We start from the raw sequence: 16,984 nt of genomic DNA, 5'->3' as shown, positions 1-16,984 counted from the left end.
GTGCAGGCCCAGACCATGATGAGCATCATCGCCTTGCAAGGCGATGCCGCGCCGCCGCCCGTGGTGTTCATCTCGGATACGGGCCGCGAAGGCCTGTTTTACCTGTCCGGCACCGGTTCCGCCACCGATGCCGACGGCGCCACGGTCATTCTCAGCGGCAACAAACTGTACAAGCGCGCCTACAGCGGCGCCTTGCACGCGAAATGGTTCGGCCTGTCGGAAGCATCGAACAACAATACCCCGGCCGTCACCGCCGCCATCAGCAAGCTGAAATCCGGCCAGGAACTGGTGATCGATGCCGGCGAGTACAAATTCCAGGGCGCGCTGCGACTGCCCGCAAACAAGCGCATCCGCCTGACGTCGCTGGGCACCCTGTTTTTCGGGCCAGGCGACGGCCTCATCGTTGAGAACACGCACGATGTGTACCTGGAAAAAGTCGTCGGCCTGAGCTGGACCAGCGCCACGCCCGATTACAGCAGCTACAGCGGCTCGGGCGTCACCCTGCTCAATGCCAGCAATACCAATCTGAATGCACGCTGGATCGAGGGATTCAGAAATGGCATCAAGGTTACGGGCGATGGCAGCGCCAAGGGGTCCCAGTACAACAAGGTGCAATTCAATTATCTGTACCAGAACGCGGTGGGCATCTACCTGACGACGGAAAGCACGGGCAGCAAGAACTGGGTCAATGAAAACACGTTCACAGGTGGCCGCATCGCTGGCGAAACGGGCTTGCGGGCAGAGAAAGGCCCGAACCAGACGGATTACTTCAACGGCAACAAGTTCTACAACATCGGCTTCGAAAGCCTGCTCAACGGCATCGATGTCGACCATTTCAGCCACAACACGATCATCGCGCCCCGTTTCGAGCAGGTGCAATATGGCATCAACCTGAAATCGAATACCTACAGCAATACCATCATCAGCAGCAGCATTTACGAAGGCAGCTTCGTCGGTGGCGGCGTGCCGGGCAATGCGGGCAAGTACACGACCGTGCTGGGAACCTTGCTGACGACGGGCGGCATGATGTCGGGGGCGCTCAGCATTTCGAATTACGAAGGGAAATTCCTGTCGCTTAACAGGGACCCCAGCCACAGCGCGAATAGCGCGACACTGGGTAAAATCCTGAGCCTGTCCAACCTGGTCAATGTCGTGCCATAAGCGCGACGCGGGCGGAAATGCAAAAAACCCGGAAAGCGAGCTTTCCGGGTTTTTCTTTACTGCTGATACTGGTGCGGCTGGCAGGAATTGAACCCACGACCCCTTGGTTCGTAGCCAAGTACTCTATCCAGCTGAGCTACAGCCGCAAACTCTGACACACTTCGCCGGACGGCGCGAAGCTTGAAACTTTCATCAAGATGAAGCGAACTCCATCTTGGCAATACTGGTGCGGCTGGCAGGAATTGAACCCACGACCCCTTGGTTCGTAGCCAAGTACTCTATCCAGCTGAGCTACAGCCGCAAAACTTCTACAACATTCCATCAACAACATGGAGGCGAAACTTGGTACAGCAAAACCAGGCAAAGTCTGATTTTCAGTATTCTGGTGCGGCTGGCAGGAATTGAACCCACGACCCCTTGGTTCGTAGCCAAGTACTCTATCCAGCTGAGCTACAGCCGCGCAGGCAAACATTATAGCGTATTCATTTCGCTTTGAAAAGTTCGATTTTTCAATCGCTTAGCTGATTTTGCAGCAATACTGCCCCGCAAGATCGACTACCTTTTCACTGCCAAAAAGCTCACGCCTTTTTATCGATGGACACTTCCGCTTTCACAGGAGCCTCCAGCGAATCGAGAAGTTGCTGTCTCGAAAGAAGCGGGATTATAGGGACTGCTTTCCAGCCTGTCCAGTGCTATCTGCAAGTGGCGCGCAAGCGTGCGGAGGCGCCGCGCCGCTTGGGGCTACAATACCAGCCAGACAGGGGCGCTTGTGCCTCCCCAATTCATGACGGCGGGCATTGACCAACATGACCCATTTAACTGAGCTGAGCGGCGGCGGCCCGGCGAGGCAAGAGCCCGTGCGGCAGACTCACTGTTGCAGGATTTCCGATGGCCAAGCCTGACCGCACGCAAGATCTGCTGCCTCCATCAGCGCCGCTGAGCCTCTCCGACGAGCGCCTGGCCAACTTGTTGGAAAGCATCACCGACGGCTTCTGCCTGCTCGACCGCGACTGGACCATCCGTTATATCAATACGCGCGGCGCCGACATGCTTGTACCGCAGCGTCCGCCTGGCGCCAGCCTGGCAGGCAACAATTTGTGGCAAGCCTGTACCGCCTTGCAGGGCACGGAACTGGAAACGCAGTACCGGCGCGCCATGGCGCAGCAGCACAGCTGCAGTTTCGAACTGCTGTATCCGCCGCTGGGGCGCTGGCTGGAAGTGCGCACCTTCCCTTCCAGCGACGGCTTGACCACGTACATCCAGGACATCAGCCAGCGCAAGGCGACCGAGGAAAGCTTGCGCCACAGCGAGGAAGGCTTGCGCGCGCTGGCCAATTCCATTCCACAACTGGCCTGGATCGCCAGCTTCGACGGCACCATTGCCTGGTACAACCAGCGCTGGCACGACTACACGGGCACCAGCGCCGAACAGATGGCGGGCGACGGCTGGAGCATCGCCTATGACGCGCAGCATTTGCCGCCCATGCTGCACGCGTGGAAGGCCGCCTTGCGCGATGGCACGCCCTTTGAAATGGAATTCCCCATCCGCGGCGCCGACGGCCAGTACCGCTGGTTCCTGACGCGCGCCAATCCCGTGCGCGACCGGGGCGGCCAGTTGCTGCGCTGGTTTGGCACGAGCACCGACGTCGACCAGGTCAAGCGCGCGCAGGAAGCCTTGCGTGATGAAACGCGCGTGCTCGAGTTGCTCAACAATACGGGCGCGGCCCTGGCCGGCACCCTGGACTTGCCGGCGCTGCTGCAGGAAACCGTCGATGCGGCCACGCGCATCAGCGGCGCGCGCTTCGGCGCCTTTTATTATGACGATGCGGGCGAGATCCACGACGGCGCCGCCCACCTGCCGTCGGCGCGCGCCGTCAACGGCATCAGCCTGTACCAGGCCGAGGCCATCGCCACGGAACTGCGCCAGGGACCGGCCATGCGGCAGAACGACTTGCTGGCCGCGCCCGACGCCAGCGCCGACGGCGCACCGCCGCTGCGCAGTTGCCTGAGCCTGCCCGTCAGCTCGCGCTCGGGCCTGATGCTGGGACGCTTGCTGCTGGGCCATCCGCAGGCGGGCATGTTCAGTGCGCGCAGCGAACGCATCGTCTCGGCCATCGCGGCCCAGGCCGCCGTCGCGCTCGACAATACGCGCCTGTACGCAGCCGCCACGCGCGCCGCCGAAGAGCGCAAGGTGCTGCTCGACAGCGAACGCGAGGCGCGCGCCGAGGCCGAGCGCACGAACCAGTTGAAAGACGATTTTCTCGCCACCCTGTCGCATGAACTGCGCACGCCGCTGTCGGCCATCCTCGGCTGGGCTCAGGTGCTGCGGCGCGGCACGCGCGACCAGGCCGACCTGCACCGCGGCCTGCAAAGCATCGAGCGCAACGCGCGCGCACAGGCGCAGCTGATCGAAGACTTGCTCGACATGAGCCGCATCACCTCCGACAAGGTATTGCTCGACCTGCAAACCCTCGCGCCCGCCAGCATCATCGCCTCGGCCATCGAAACCCTGCGCCCGGCGGCCGACGCCAAGCACATCGCCATCCACAGCAGCATCGCCAGCGACGCGGGCAACATCACGGGCGACCCCAGCCGTATTCAGCAAGTGATCTGGAACCTGCTGTCGAATGCCCTGAAGTTCACGCCGCAAGGGGGCCGGGTCGATATCGGCGTGCGCCGCGAAGCATCGCGCCTGGCCATCACGGTGACCGACAACGGCGTCGGCATCAAGAAAGACTTCCTGCCCCACGTATTTGACCGCTTCCGCCAGGCCGACGCCTCGACCACGCGCCGGCACGGCGGCCTGGGGCTGGGACTGGCGATCGTCAAGCACCTGGTGGAGCAGCATGGCGGCACGGTCGCCGTCAGCAGCGCCGGCGACATGCAGGGCACCAGCTTTACCGTGCGCCTGCCGCTGGGGACGCCGGCCGCTGCCGCGCGCCAGGCGGGCAACGCCCCGTCCGCCAGCCATGACTTGCGCGGCGTCACGGTGCTGCTGGTCGATGACGAAGCCGATGCGCGTGAACTGACGGAACGCATCTTGCGCGACAACAACGCCGATGTACACGGCGCCGGCAGCGTGGCGCAAGCGCTGCAACTGCTGGAGCAGGTGCACCCCGATGTGCTGATCAGCGATATCGGCATGCCCGACGCCGACGGTTTCGACTTGCTGGCGCAAGTGCGCGCACACGCTTCCCCCGATGTGGCGCGGCTGCCCGCGCTGGCGCTGACGGCGTTCGCGCAACCGCAGGATCGCCAGCGGGCGCTGGCCAGCGGCTTCCAGGCCTGGGTCTCGAAACCGCTCGACCCGGCCGAGCTGGTGACGGCCGTGGCGCAACTGGCCGCTGCGCACGCTGCCACGGAGCGCAAAACACCACCCTAAAAAGATGATGCAAAGAAATACATAGTGCAGTACAAAATGACTATTTTCATGGGTTGGCCTTCCTACTTTCAGACGCGGCACTGTCCTACAAGCAACTATGCTGAAGTTTGCTACACTGAAATGCAGAAGCACACCTGCACGGCAGGCTGGAGACGGCGACCTTGGCCGGCGAGGACGACAGAAGCGAGCTCATGCGCTGTTGTGCGCCCTATCTTGTTGCAAGGCGCTACTATCATCCGACCGCCGCCAGCCCCTGGCTGCGGTAAAAGCCCGTGTTGCATAGACCGTATAACCGAGACCCTACATGCCCAGCCAAGATGAGATTTTGAAAGCCAAAATTTTGGTCGTCGATGATTCCCCCGACAATGTTGACCTGATGCTGGAAATCCTGCGCGATGCCGGCTACACCGACGTGACGGCCACCATGCGGCCGGCACAGGTCTGCCCCCTGCACCGGGAGCATTGCTACGACCTGATCTTGCTGGATCTGCAAATGCCGGAACTCAATGGTTTCCAGGTCATGAAAGGCTTGAAGGAAATCGAACATGGCGGCTACCTGCCCGTGCTGGCCCTGACGGCGCAACCGAGTTTCAAGATCGCCGCCCTGGAAGCGGGCGCGCGCGACTTCATCAGCAAGCCTTTCGACCTGATGGAAGTGCACAAACGCATCCACAACATGCTGGAAGTGCGCCTGCTGTACAAGGAACTGGCGCAATACAGCAAGCAGCAGCAGGAACTGGCGCTGCACGATCCGCTGACGGGCTTGCCGAACCGGCGCCTGCTGGAAGACCGCATCGAGCATACCTTGCAGCAATCGGCCCGCAGCCGCGGCAAATCGGCCATCCTGTACCTGGACCTGGACGGCTTCAAGGCCATCAACGACAGCTACGGCCACGGCTATGGTGACGACATCCTGAAAATGGTGGCGGCACGCCTGGTGGGCGCGTCGCGCAAGGAAGACACGGTGGCGCGCATCGGCGGCGATGAATTCGTCATCGTGCTGGGCAACCTGGCCGGCAAGGGCGACGCGCGCGAACCGGCGGCCAAGCTGATCGAAGTCATTTCCGAACCGTATTTCATCAACGACCTGACCCTGCGCCTGTCGACCAGCATCGGCATCGCCATCTACCCGGACGACGCCAGCACCGTCGAATCCCTGCTCGGTGCGGCCGACACGGCCCTGTATGAGGCCAAGCGCGCCGGCAAGAACCGCTTTTGCTGCACGCCGCACGAAGTGATCGCGTCGCAGGTCAACATGCAGAAAAGCAGTATTCCGTCGATCGCCTGACCTGACTTTTACGCCCCGCGGCACATAAAAAAAACCGGCAAGCCGGTTTTTTTTATGCATGGGCCATCTTATTTCTTGCCAGCGGCTGCCTCATGCTGGCCCGCATGCTGGTGGTCCGTTTGCGCATCAACGGTTTCCGGCGGCACTTCGATGCGCGTGATGCCGGCATCGACGGAGATCGGGTCGCTGGCGGGGAAGGTCATTTCCACGGCGTCGTCGAGCAATTCTTCCTTGGCCCGCTCTTCGCCGCTCATGCCCTCTTCATCGGCCAGGATGGCCAGCGCGCTGGCCCATTTGACGAAATTGAGGTTGGACAATTCGCGCACGGTGGTCACGCCAAACGCTTGCTGCAAGGCCTTGGCGTCCTTCGGGCTGACGCCGCGCAGGGCGCTGATGGGCGCATTGACGATGTCGCGGAAGCTTTTGTCGAGGTATTCCTTGTCGACGATGGTATCGATATTCATGGCATGTCCTTTCGTTTCGGTAAGCGGGCCAGTGCTGCATGGGGGAGGCACAGCCCCACTATGGCAGCGTAGAGCGCCCCGGTATGTGCGCAGCCGTACGTAACGGCAGGAACGATAGCTGCTGGCGCAAACGATAATATTGTCTATCACATAAAAATGATGGAAGGAGATTAAAATTGCCGAAAAGACAGAAATTTTCCATCCATGCGCCCCGCGATGAAATCCTCATGTATGATCCACAACTTGAATTTGGTCCTCACCTTTCACCATTCACGGGGCGCTATGTCCGCACAAACAGATCCGATCAAGGAAACGGCCCAGGCCGATGCGGAACGCGCCGCCGATCTCAGCGAGTTGCTCGGTCATGTCAACACCAGCTGGGACAATGAACGGCGCGCCCTGTCGCGCCAGCTGCACGACAGCCTCGGTTCTTCGCTGACGGCGCTGACCATGCACTTGTCGCTGCTGACGCAAAAAATGCCGCAGGAAGCGGCCTTGCTCGACCGCGCGGCAACCATGAAGCAATTGCTGCTGAATGTGATCGAGACCAACCGCCAGATGCAGATGAAGCTGTGGAACGACAAGCTCGAGTTTCTCGGCGTAAATGTGGCGCTGGGCGAGCTGGCCGCGCAATTTGCCGAACAACACAAGATCGCCGTGCGCTGCAGCCTGCCCGAAGATGAACTGATTTGCCCGCGCAACGTGGGCGTGGCCCTGCTGCGCACCCTGGAAGAAGCGCTCGGCAACATCGCCGCGCACGCCCACGCCACGCAGGTGGACATCATCATCGACGACAATGACGAGGCGCTGATGATGACCGTCAAGGATGACGGCGTGGGGCTGCCAGCGAGCGAACCCGTCGAAATGAGCAAGCACGGCCTGCGCGCCGTGCGCGAGCGCGTGCATTACCTGGGAGGCACCCTGAGCCTGGCAGCCAATCCGCAAGGCGGCACGGCCCTGACCGTGGTCTTGCCGCGCATTACCCCAAAAGAATAGTCTTTGCCAGGCCGCATCGGGCCAGAACACTGCCGGAGCGCCCCGAACCGCAGAACGATTCGACGACAGGAGACCGCATGCAAGGACTCATCCCCACCCTGCTGGCAGCGCTGCTGGCCACGGGCGCCGCTCAAGCCGCCGACAAGGCCGTGCCGCCGCCGGAAACCGTGGACAAGCTGGCCTGGCTGGCCGGCTGCTGGAACGTCGACGGCGCCGAGCCCGGCTCCGGCGAACAATGGAGCACTGCCGCTGGCGGCACCCTCCTCGGTACCAGCCGCACCGTCAAGGGCGGCAAGACGACGGCCTTTGAATTCGTGCAGATCCGCCTCACCGACCCGGGCCAGCTGGCCTACATCGTGCAGCCGTCGGGCCAGCCGCCCGTGATCTTCAACCTGCTGCGCCAGGACAAGCCGAATGAATTCATCTTCGCCAACCTGGACAATGATTTCCCCAGCCGCATCATCTACCGCCACGACAGCGAGCGCATCTTGCACGCCAGCATTACCGGCACCTTGAAGGGCAAGCTCACCACCATAGACTTCCCCATGACGCGGGGCCGCTGCGAAGCGGCGCCCCTCGCGCGCAGCAAGTAACAATCAACGTCAAGGCAGGAAGCGGGGCCGCGTCTTGCGGCCCCGCTTGCATCAGCGTTACAAACGAGCGCCAACGTCCGCAGGAGAATACATGGTGAAGGCGGCGGCCAAGCCCAGCCAGCCCGCAAGCCAGGCAATGAAGGCCGCCACGTGGCCATACTCCCAGCGCCCACGCAGGCGCGCATAGGCTGCGGCGAACTCCGCCTGGCTCACGTCGGTGCTACTCCCCCATTCCGCATTGACAGGGGCGACAAGGAAAGCCCACAGCAGCAAGGAGGCAAGCAGTGCGGCTGCCGACGCGGCCAGCAGGCGCCCCTGAGGCAGGCGCCTGGAACGAAAAGCCAGCACGGCAACGGCCGCCATGGCGGCCATTTGCACGACTCCCCCTACCGGACCAAACAGGGCATACAAGGTGCTCGTTACCTGCGCATACAGGGCAGGCGGATAGCCGAGCTTGACGGGCAGCTCCAGCAGATGCGTGGCACCTGGCGCGAGGCCCAGAGCGGCCAGAGTCAGTGCAATGACTTGCAGTAATCGTGATGGCATGCCTGCCTCCTCCGCCAGAGCGCGCACCGTCCACCGGCCATCGCAAGGAAAGATTTTCATCTGCATGGCGTTCGCCTCGCTGGCGCGATCACCCTTCCAATAAGACCAGGCGGGCGTGGTGGAGTTCAGCGTATCGACCGCATCTGGAAGCCTTTTTTGTAGCCGGTGTCGGGCACCCTGGCGCCGGGCGCATAGGTTGGCGAAGCCGTGCCCTTGCAGTGCCGCCGGGTCCACAGCGTGGCGCCCCGCTGACTGCCCGCGATCAGCGATTTCACGGGCAGGACGTGACCCTTGCGCAGCATCCAGCAAATGGTCGGCCCCAACTGGGTAAACGTGACCTTGTCGCCCTTGTAGCGCTTGCCCGTCCACAGGCAGAAGTGATCCTTGCCGCAGGAGGCGGCCAAGGCTTCGCTTGAACCGGCCGGTGCGATCCTGAGCTCGGTGCCATTGGCCAGTGTGATGATGGTAACGCCGTCAGCAGTGACCGCCTGCCGGGCAGCAGCCCCCTCTTCCGACGCAGTCTCAAGGACAAATGCGGCAATATCGGCCTTGGAAAGCACCGGCCGCTCGTCGTCCTGGGAGGCGGCGGTGGCAAACGGCACGGCAGCCAGGCACAGCAGAACGACGAACAGGCCAAGCCAGCGGCGGGGGCTGACGGCAATGTTGGCAAATGCATACGCAGGCATGGCATGTCCTCCGTTCCAGTCGGTACGTGTGGTAATGCAAACACCTTCAGTTAGACAGGCAGGTAGCGGGAGATTCCCTCGGACAGACGACAAAAAGGGGCCTTGCGGCCCCTTCTTGATCTGGCACAAACCAACTGTTTAATGCAGCTTGACCTGTGGCGTGCTGCGCTTGATCAGGAAGCGTCCCATGGCCATGACGGCCGTGCGCACGCTGCCCAGCACGGCGTTATGGTGCATCAGGTGCAGGCTGACATACATCATGCGGGCGACAAAGCCTTCGACGAACCAGCTCAAGCCCTTCAGCGAACCCATCAGGGTACCGACCGAGGTGGTGCGGCCGAACGACACGAGCGAACCGTAGTCCAGGTATTCATAGGGCTTGGTTTGCGGCGGCTTGCCCTTGGCTTGCAGCAGGAAAGTTTTCAGCAGGTAATCGGCTTGCTGATGCGCGGCCTGGGCGCGCGGCGGCACCAGCTTGCCATCGGGCCCCGTACAGGCGGCGCAGTCGCCCAGCGCGAAGATATTCGCGTGGCCCTGCACATTGAGCATGCCCGTCACTTCCAGCTGGCCGGCGCGATTGGTCGGCAAACCCAGGGTGGCCAGAAATTCCGGCGCGCGGATGCCGGCAGCCCACACGCAGATGTCGGCCGCATAGCTGGTGCCGCTGGCTACCGTCACCTTGTCGGCTTCGATCGTGGTGACGCGCGTATCAGTCACCACGCTGATGCCATGCTGGTGCAGCAGTTTCGAGGCGGCAATCGACACGCGCTCGGGCAACGGCGCCAAGATGCGCGGCGCCCCTTCGAGCAGGGTGATGCGCACATCCTTGATGGCGTTGAGATTCTGGAAGCCATACGCGGCATACACGCCGCTCGCTTCGCGCAATTCTGCCGCCAGTTCCACGCCCGTGGCGCCGCCGCCGATGATGACGATGTCGACACCGGGATGGCCCGCGTCGCCCTGGCGCTGCTCGGCCATGGCCAGCAGCTTCAGCAGGGTCAGGCGGAAACGTTCGGCGTCTTCCGTGGCATTCAGGGAAATCGTGTTTTCCTTGGCGCCGGGCACACCGAAGTAATTCGAGGTGCTGCCCACGGCCAGCACCAGCTGGTCGTAGCTGACGGTGCGCTGTGGCAAGAGCTGCTCATCCTTGTCCGTGGCGATGGCACCCACGGTGAGGCTGTTCGAGGCGGCGTCGAGCGCGATCAAAGGACCATAGACATAGGTAAAACCATTGTCGTGCGCCAGCATCTGGTACGACAGGCCCTCTTGATGAATGTCCAGGGTGCCGGCCGCCACTTCATGCAGCGACGGCTTCCAGATATGGTACAGGCGGCTGTCGACCAGGGTGACCTGGCCGGCGCCGAGCTTGCGGCTGAGTTTGCAGGCCAGCTCCAGGCCGCCTGCACCTCCCCCTACGATAACGATTTTACTATGCAAAGATCCTCCTGTTTATTAATCCCTGTGCCCGTTGCCGTTGCCGTTGCCGTGACCATTGCCATGGCCTTTGCCCGGCTTGTTGTCATGCTTGTCGCGCTTGTCATCATGCTTGTCAAAGTGCTTGTCATGCTTGTTGTCATGACGGCCGCGGTCGCCGTAATCGGGACGGCCATGGTCGCCATGCTGCTGGCGGTAACGGGGCACATATTGGTTGTTATACCAACTATCTTGAACGAAATATACCTCTTGGTTACAGGCATTATACTTGCGGCAGTGCTTGGACCAGTGTTTGGCATGGCCAGGCGGCACGCGCAGGTAGATCGGACGGGCCGAATAGTATTGCGGGCGCTGCACGATGACGGGCTGGGCATAGATCAATTGCGGCGCGGGATAGTCGCCGATGTCGAGACGTCCGTAAAAGCCTGGCTGGCCGACGGTGACGGAGACGCCGACCTGGGCGACGGCAGCGGTAGCTGCCGACAGCAAGACAGCGGCAAGAATCAGGGTTTTCATGGTGACACTCCTTTTAGTTATGCCGTCATTGTAGACCTTGTGTGACCAACTGTTTGTTCGCAAGGACACATAAGGATTGCCGTGGCAATCTCACCACAGCTTGCCCAAGGGCACGACCACACCGCTGAACAGCGACCAGTCCGGCGACGCCGCCGTCAAGCCGCGCGCCATGCCGATGTCGATGGCCAGCCGTGGCGTGGGGGTGTAGGTGGCGGCCAGCAGCAATTGCGCCGTGGCCGGCGCGCCGCGCAGGCGCGTGCCCGATACTTCCGCCGTGGCGCCCCAGCGCTCACTGACGGGTGTGGAAAAGGAGGTCGCCCAGCCCGCTTGCACCCTGCCCGTACCAGGGTCGGAGGCCCCCAGGCGCGTGGCGTTCAAATTGGCGTCCAGGTGCACGGCGCCCAGGTCGCGGCTGAAAATGCCATTGAGCGACACGTCGCTCTTGCCGCTGCCGATGCTGTCTTTGGCTGTGGGCAACTTCCAGCCCAGTTCCAGGCCCAGCGCCGTGGCGCTGTCGAGCAAAAAGGCGCGCTTGAGCACGACCGTCGTATCGCCCACGCCCGTCTCGCGCCGGCCCGTGTCATCGCGTGCGCGCACCACACCCTCGCCTTCGAGCAGCACGCCCCATTCGGGCGTGAACGCCAGTTTGAAGGTATATGGCAGACTGGCGCGGCGCGTGTCATCCGTTTTCGACAGCAGGCCGCCGGCCTCGAATTCCAGCTGGCCCGGCACGGGCAGCTGGGCGGGACTGGCCACGGAAGGACGGTAAGGCAGGACGGGATCGCCCTGCTGCGCCTGCGCCAGGGGCGCCAGGGACAGCAGCAGGGATAAGCAAAGCAAGCGGGGAAATAACATGAAAGACCCGGAAGTAGTAAACGCGCAATAGCGACAGCCTACCACCGCCGCGCCGATTGCGCCCGAGCCAGCCCCGTTTCAGGCCAGGCGCCGCACGTCCTGCCTGGCGGCTGGCGCTGCCCGGCGCAACGGCGTGACGTTGCTGGACGCTGGCACGGCCATCTGTTGCGCCTGGGCATGCAAGCGGAACACGCCCACCAGTTCCGTCAGGGTCTGCGCCTGGTCCTGCAGCGATTCGGCGGCAGCCGCCGCCTCTTCCACCAGGGCCGCGTTTTGCTGCGTCACCTGGTCCATTTGCAGCACGGCCTGGTTGACTTGCTCGATGCCGGCGCTTTGCTCGGCGCTGGCGGCCGTGATTTCCTGCATGATGTCGGCCACCTGGCGCACGCTGGCGACCACTTCATCCATCGTCTTGCCCGCGTCATGCACGAGTCTGGAACCGATCTCCACCTGCTCGACGGAGTCGCCGATCAGGGTCTTGATTTCCTTGGCGGCACTGGCAGAACGTTGCGCCAGGTTGCGCACTTCGGACGCGACGACGGCGAAACCGCGTCCCTCCTCGCCCGCCCTGGCCGCTTCCACGGCCGCGTTCAAGGCGAGGATATTCGTCTGGAAGGCAATGCTGTCGATGACGCTGATGATGTCGACGATCTTGCGCGACGAGGCATTGATCGATTCCATCGTCTGCACCACCTGCCCCACCACGGCGCCGCCCTTGCCGGCCACGTCGGATGCGGCGCCGGCCAGCGCATTGGCCTGGCGCGCATTGTCCGCATTCTGCCGCACGGCCGACGTCAGCTGCTCCATCGACGACGCCGTTTCTTCCAGCGAACTGGCCTGCTCTTCCGTGCGGGACGACAAGTCGAGGTTGCCCTGGGCGATTTCACCCGAGGCCGTGTTGATGGTGTCCGTGCCCGAACGCACCTGGCTGACGATGCCCACCAGCTTGTCGCGCATGGTTTTCATGGCAAACAGCAGGCTGGCGCTGTCGTGGCTGGCCGTGCGGATGTCGACGGTAAGGTCGCCCTCGGCGATGGCGCCGGCGATCCTGACGGCATACGCCGGTTCGCCGCCGAGCTGGCGCGTCAGTCCGCGCGTGATCAGCGCTCCCAGCGCCAGGCCGGCCGCCACGCTGCCCAGCACCAGCGCGATCATGAAACTGCGGCTGGCCTGGTACACGCCGGATGCCTGCTCGGCAGCCGCCTTGGCCCGAGCTTCCTTCTGCAAGGACAATTTATCGAGCACGCCGTCGAGCTCGTCCGCATGCTGGCGCGTCTTGGCCAGCAGAGCCGTCAGCTGCGCGCTGCGCTGCGCCAGCGGCTCGGCCGCCGCCAGCGCCAGCGACTGCTGCAAGGTGCTCACATATTCGGCTTCAACGGTGGCGAAGCGGGCAAACAGCTCCTTGGCGGCTGGCGTGACGAACAGCGGCTGGGCCTTGGCCAGGTTGCTCTTGTTCTCTTCCAGGTATTTGGCGATATCGGCCTGGCGCCCCGCGCGCTCTTCGCTGGTGGTCGCCAGCAGGAAATTGCTGCGCGCGCGGCCCACCTTGATGAGGGCGATATTGGCTTCCTTGATGTACGACAACCCCAGCAACTCATGGTTGTACATCTGCCCCGCCATGGTGTCGATCTTGCCCATGTTGAAGATGCCGATGCCGGCCACGATGGCCCCCATCAGCGCCACGCAAAAGAAGGCCGCGAGCAGGCGCGTCCCCACTTTCATTTGATTCAACATGTTTCCTCCTAGACAAGTCGATAGCCAATAATTTAAGCGTATGACTTGAATATAAGGAAAAAACGGCCACTAAAATGCTCGGATTGTCACTAAGCAACAATTCCTTGATTTAAAGCAACATACCCCGGAGCTTGCCGTGCTAGCAAACCCCGAGGAGCGGGAGCGTCAATGCCCGCTGTGCCCGCCTGGCTTGCGCACCGTCATTTCCACGCCACCCTTGGCCGGCAGCTTGCCCCTGCCCTGGCCGCGCACGGGTTCCGGCAAGGCGCCCGTCCATTCATAAGCCACGCTGCCGGCCGGGTGCTTGTACCAGCCCGGATCGCGGTAGTCGCCCGGTTTCTGGTCCCTGCGCACCTTAACTGTCGTAAACATGCCACCCATGCCGATGGCGCCGAAGGGGCCGTCGCCGGCCATCATCGGCAGGGTATTGTCGGGGATCGGCATCTGCATGTCGCCCATGTCGGCCATGCCCCGCTCGCCCATCACCATGTAGCCGGGCACGAGCTGGTTGATCTTCGCCGCCACGCCCTGGTGGTCGACGCCGATCATGGTCGGCACGTCGTGCCCCATGGCATTCATCGTGTGGTGCGACTTGTGGCAGTGGAAAGCCCAGTCACCGAGGTCCGTGGCGGTAAACTCCACGGCGCGCATCTGGCCAACGGCCACGTCCGTCGTCACTTCGGGCCAGCGCGATTCGGGGCGTGTCCAGCCGCCGTCCGTGCCCGTCACCTCGAATTCATGGCCATGCATGTGGATCGGGTGATTCGTCATCGTCAGATTGCCCACGCGCACGCGCACCTTGTCGCCCTGGCGCACGACCATGGGGTCGATGCCGGGGAAGACGCGACTGTTGAAGGTGAACAGATTGAAATCCGTCATTGTCATGATCTTTGGCGTGTAGCTGCCCGGATCGATGTCATAGTTGCTGAGCAAGAAGACGAAATCGCGGTCCACCTTCATGAAGTTCGGGTCTTTCGGATGCGTCACCCAGAAACCCATCATGCCCATGGCCATTTGCGTCATTTCATCGGCATGCGGGTGGTACATAAAGGTGCCGGGGCGCTTGGCGACGAATTCATACACAAAAGTTTTACCGGGGGCGATGCCGGGCTGGGTCAGGCCCGTGACGCCATCCATGCCGTTCGGCAAGCGCTGGCCGTGCCAGTGCACGCTCGTATGTTCCGGCAATTTATTCGTGACAAAGATGCGCACGCGGTCGCCCTCCACCACTTCAATCGTCGGACCTGGCGACTGGCCGTTGTAGCCCCACAAATTGGCCATCATGCCGGGCGCCAGTTCGCGCACGACGGGTTCGGCCACCAGATGGAATTCCTTGACGTTGTTGTTCATGCGCCAGGGCAAGGACCAGCCATTCAGGGTGACGACGGGATTGTATGGACGCCCGTTCGGCGGTGGTGGCGGCGCCTTGGTGTCGGCGCCGGCCATGCTGACGGCTTCCGGCAACGAGGCCGCACCGACTCGGCTGACAGCGGCCGCACTCAGGGCGACGGCGCCCGCATTCATGAAAAAGTTTCTACGTGTAATCATCATTATTCCTTCTCGGCTGGGCCGCTGCCATTGATGGCCGACTGCAATGTTGTTTGGGCGATCCAGAAATCGCGCTGGGTCTCGATGGCGCCGTTCACGCTGGCCACCTGCTCGCGCGCATCGGCCAGCAGTTCGAACACGCTGGCCAGCATGCCGTTGTAACGCAGCAGCACTTCATGCGAGATCGTCTTGCGCAGCGGCACGACCTCATCGCGGTAGTGGCGCGCCAGGTCGTAGGCCGTGCGGTAGCTGGAATACGCCTCGCGCACTTCCGAGCGGGCCCGTACGGCCGTGCCCGCCGTGCGCTGCAGCGACTGTTCATACAGCGCTTGCGCCTTGGCATTGCGCGCCGAACCCCAGTCGAACAGGGGCAGTTCCAGCGATACTTCATAGCCGTTTTCGCGCGGTGCCTCGCTGCTGCTCTTGTTGGTGTAGCCCACGTCGAGCACGTTGACGAAACCCGTCACCTTCGACAAGCCCAGCGCGCTGGCCGTGGCGTGCGCGTCGAGTTTCGCGCTTTGCACGTCGAGGCGCTGCTCCATCGCCTGCGCCTCGATATTGCCCGCCTCCTCCGCCTGGGCTGGCAAGTCGGGCAGGCGCGGCGGCAAAGTAAAACTGGTCTGCTTGCCCCACAGGCCCAGCAAGCGCGTCAGGTGCTCGCGCGTCACCAATGCCTGGTGGCGCGCACGGGCCAGGTCGCTGACGGCGTCCGCGTAAAACACTTGCTGGCGCGCCTGGTCGAGGCGGCTCCAGTTGCCCGCCTGCCGCAAGCGCGTGGCCAGTTCCGCACCCGCCTCGGCCGACAGCAGCGCGCGTTGCATGAACTGTTCCGTCTGCACGGCGGCGACCGCATTGAAGTAGGCACGACGGGTGTCGGCCGCCAGTTGCACGGCGCTGCTGGCGGCTTGCAGCTTGGCTTGTTCGAAACGGCCCCGCTCGATGTTCAAGCGCATCGGCATGGTCAGCAGGCCGGCCAGGTCGAAGCTGACGCCGCGGTCGATTTCGTTGCCGTGGCTGCCGTGCGAGCGGCCGAACGACAGGCCGGGATTGCGCAAGCGGCCCGCCTGCACCAGGTCCGCTTCGGACGCGCCCAGTTCGGCCAGCGCCACCTTCATGCCGTGGTTGTTCATCAGGGCGATGCGCACGGCGCTGTCGGCGTCCAGGGGCTGGGCCAGCAAGGCAGCCAGTTTTTCCTCGCCCCCCTCGCCGGCCAGCGCCGCGGGGGCGCCCGTGCGGACGTCGGCCAGCGTGGACACCGTCCGCATGCCGCCATCCTGGCTGAAGCTGGCGCAACCGCTCAGCAGCAAGACGGCCGCCAGGGCCAGCGGCGTCAGGCAAGTTGATTGTGTGAAACGGGCCATGTCAGTGTCCTTCATGCTGGTGGTGCTGATGTTGCGGGGCAGGTTTGGCATCCGGCTTGGGGCTGGGGTTGGGCTGGGCCATCGGCATCTTGTGCCCTTCCATCTTGTGGCCATCCATCTTGTGGCCATCCATTTTCATCATGCCCATGTGGCCGCCGGCCTTGCCGACTTTGTCGTTGACGGCGCGCCAGGTCTGGTCGGGCGTGGCGTCTTCCTCGGCGGCGGGGCGGTAGCCGGCAAAGGCGGAACGGTAAGTGGTGGCCGGCACGGATGCTTGCGCCTCTTGCGGGGCGGACGGGGACTGCGCTGCGGCGGCCAGCGGCAGCACAGCCAGCGCAAGGCTGAACAGATATTTCATGGTATTCCTTGAATGACAGGGTATGGCGCGGCGGGCGCGCGACTGGAACGCTGGCGCGGCCGG

General features: G+C 63.1%; 15 protein-coding genes and 3 tRNA genes. 5 read left to right on the top strand and 13 right to left on the bottom strand.

The window, feature by feature from the left end; all coding sequences use genetic code 11:
* Positions 1 to 15: 15 nt before the first annotated feature.
* Positions 16 to 1,161: a NosD domain-containing protein gene (locus HWE17_RS08675; RefSeq protein WP_176388486.1), complete on the top strand. Its 1,146-nt coding sequence runs from the start codon at positions 16 to 18 to the stop codon at positions 1,159 to 1,161.
* 69 nt (positions 1,162 to 1,230) lie between these two features.
* On the opposite strand, the gene HWE17_RS08670 is transcribed toward HWE17_RS08675, so the two are convergent.
* From HWE17_RS08670 to HWE17_RS08660, 3 genes are all read right to left on the bottom strand, one after another.
* Positions 1,231 to 1,307 (bottom strand) — tRNA-Arg (locus HWE17_RS08670).
* Between the two features lie 78 nt (positions 1,308 to 1,385).
* A tRNA-Arg gene (locus HWE17_RS08665) sits at positions 1,386 to 1,462 on the bottom strand.
* A gap of 82 nt (positions 1,463 to 1,544) precedes the next feature.
* Positions 1,545 to 1,621, bottom strand: a tRNA-Arg gene (locus tag HWE17_RS08660).
* A 428-nt stretch (positions 1,622 to 2,049) separates the two neighbouring features.
* Here HWE17_RS08660 and HWE17_RS08655 point away from each other — a divergent pair.
* On the top strand, positions 2,050 to 4,542 hold the full coding sequence (locus HWE17_RS08655; RefSeq protein ID WP_176388485.1) for an ATP-binding protein: 2,493 nt from the start codon (positions 2,050 to 2,052) through the stop codon (positions 4,540 to 4,542).
* A 304-nt stretch (positions 4,543 to 4,846) separates the two neighbouring features.
* Positions 4,847 to 5,830: a diguanylate cyclase gene (locus tag HWE17_RS08650; protein WP_035820059.1), complete on the top strand. Its 984-nt coding sequence runs from the start codon at positions 4,847 to 4,849 to the stop codon at positions 5,828 to 5,830.
* A gap of 68 nt (positions 5,831 to 5,898) precedes the next feature.
* Here the strand turns inward: HWE17_RS08650 and HWE17_RS08645 are convergent, their stop codons facing one another.
* The gene (locus HWE17_RS08645; protein ID WP_035820061.1) at positions 5,899 to 6,294 is read right to left on the bottom strand and encodes a hypothetical protein; all 396 of its coding nucleotides are present in this window, start codon (positions 6,292 to 6,294) and stop codon (positions 5,899 to 5,901) included.
* Positions 6,295 to 6,576: 282 nt separating this feature from the next.
* Here HWE17_RS08645 and HWE17_RS08640 point away from each other — a divergent pair, with 282 nt between their 5' ends.
* Positions 6,577 to 7,290, top strand: a complete 714-nt coding sequence (locus HWE17_RS08640; RefSeq protein ID WP_035820063.1) for a sensor histidine kinase — start codon at positions 6,577 to 6,579, stop codon at positions 7,288 to 7,290.
* Between the two features lie 77 nt (positions 7,291 to 7,367).
* Positions 7,368 to 7,883, top strand: coding sequence for a DUF6265 family protein (locus HWE17_RS08635; RefSeq protein ID WP_176388484.1), 516 nt, complete (start codon positions 7,368 to 7,370; stop codon positions 7,881 to 7,883).
* Positions 7,884 to 7,940: 57 nt separating this feature from the next.
* Here the strand turns inward: HWE17_RS08635 and HWE17_RS08630 are convergent, their stop codons facing one another.
* From HWE17_RS08630 to HWE17_RS08590, 9 genes are all read right to left on the bottom strand, one after another.
* Positions 7,941 to 8,429 carry a hypothetical protein gene (locus tag HWE17_RS08630; RefSeq protein ID WP_176388483.1) on the bottom strand — a complete coding sequence of 163 codons (489 nt, stop codon included), beginning with the start codon at positions 8,427 to 8,429 and terminating at the stop codon, positions 7,941 to 7,943.
* 125 nt (positions 8,430 to 8,554) lie between these two features.
* Entirely contained in the window at positions 8,555 to 9,115 is a 561-nt protein-coding gene (locus HWE17_RS08625; protein ID WP_176388482.1) for a peptidase inhibitor family I36 protein, read from the bottom strand.
* A 138-nt stretch (positions 9,116 to 9,253) separates the two neighbouring features.
* Positions 9,254 to 10,552 carry an NAD(P)/FAD-dependent oxidoreductase gene (locus HWE17_RS08620; RefSeq protein WP_035820065.1) on the bottom strand — a complete coding sequence of 433 codons (1,299 nt, stop codon included), beginning with the start codon at positions 10,550 to 10,552 and terminating at the stop codon, positions 9,254 to 9,256.
* Between the two features lie 15 nt (positions 10,553 to 10,567).
* Positions 10,568 to 11,065 carry a hypothetical protein gene (locus HWE17_RS08615; RefSeq protein WP_176388481.1) on the bottom strand — a complete coding sequence of 166 codons (498 nt, stop codon included), beginning with the start codon at positions 11,063 to 11,065 and terminating at the stop codon, positions 10,568 to 10,570.
* Positions 11,066 to 11,155: 90 nt separating this feature from the next.
* Positions 11,156 to 11,920, bottom strand: coding sequence for a transporter (locus tag HWE17_RS08610; RefSeq protein ID WP_255206166.1), 765 nt, complete (start codon positions 11,918 to 11,920; stop codon positions 11,156 to 11,158).
* 78 nt (positions 11,921 to 11,998) lie between these two features.
* Positions 11,999 to 13,654, bottom strand: a complete 1,656-nt coding sequence (locus tag HWE17_RS28890; protein WP_176388480.1) for a methyl-accepting chemotaxis protein — start codon at positions 13,652 to 13,654, stop codon at positions 11,999 to 12,001.
* Between the two features lie 165 nt (positions 13,655 to 13,819).
* Complete coding sequence (locus tag HWE17_RS08600) at positions 13,820 to 15,202, bottom strand: multicopper oxidase family protein (protein ID WP_176388532.1); 1,383 nt, start codon at positions 15,200 to 15,202, stop codon at positions 13,820 to 13,822.
* 2 nt (positions 15,203 to 15,204) lie between these two features.
* Positions 15,205 to 16,563, bottom strand: a complete 1,359-nt coding sequence (locus HWE17_RS08595; RefSeq protein ID WP_035820069.1) for a TolC family protein — start codon at positions 16,561 to 16,563, stop codon at positions 15,205 to 15,207.
* A gap of 1 nt (position 16,564) precedes the next feature.
* Positions 16,565 to 16,921 (bottom strand): hypothetical protein, encoded by a 357-nt coding sequence (locus HWE17_RS08590; RefSeq protein ID WP_035820070.1) that lies wholly within the window; start codon positions 16,919 to 16,921, stop codon positions 16,565 to 16,567.
* Between the last annotated feature and the right edge of the window lie 63 nt (positions 16,922 to 16,984).

The sequence above is a fragment of the Janthinobacterium sp. BJB401 genome, from assembly GCF_013372745.1.
GTDB classification, from domain to species: Bacteria; Pseudomonadota; Gammaproteobacteria; order Burkholderiales; family Burkholderiaceae_D; genus Janthinobacterium; species Janthinobacterium rivuli.
This window is presented reverse-complemented; position numbering and strand designations above follow the sequence as displayed.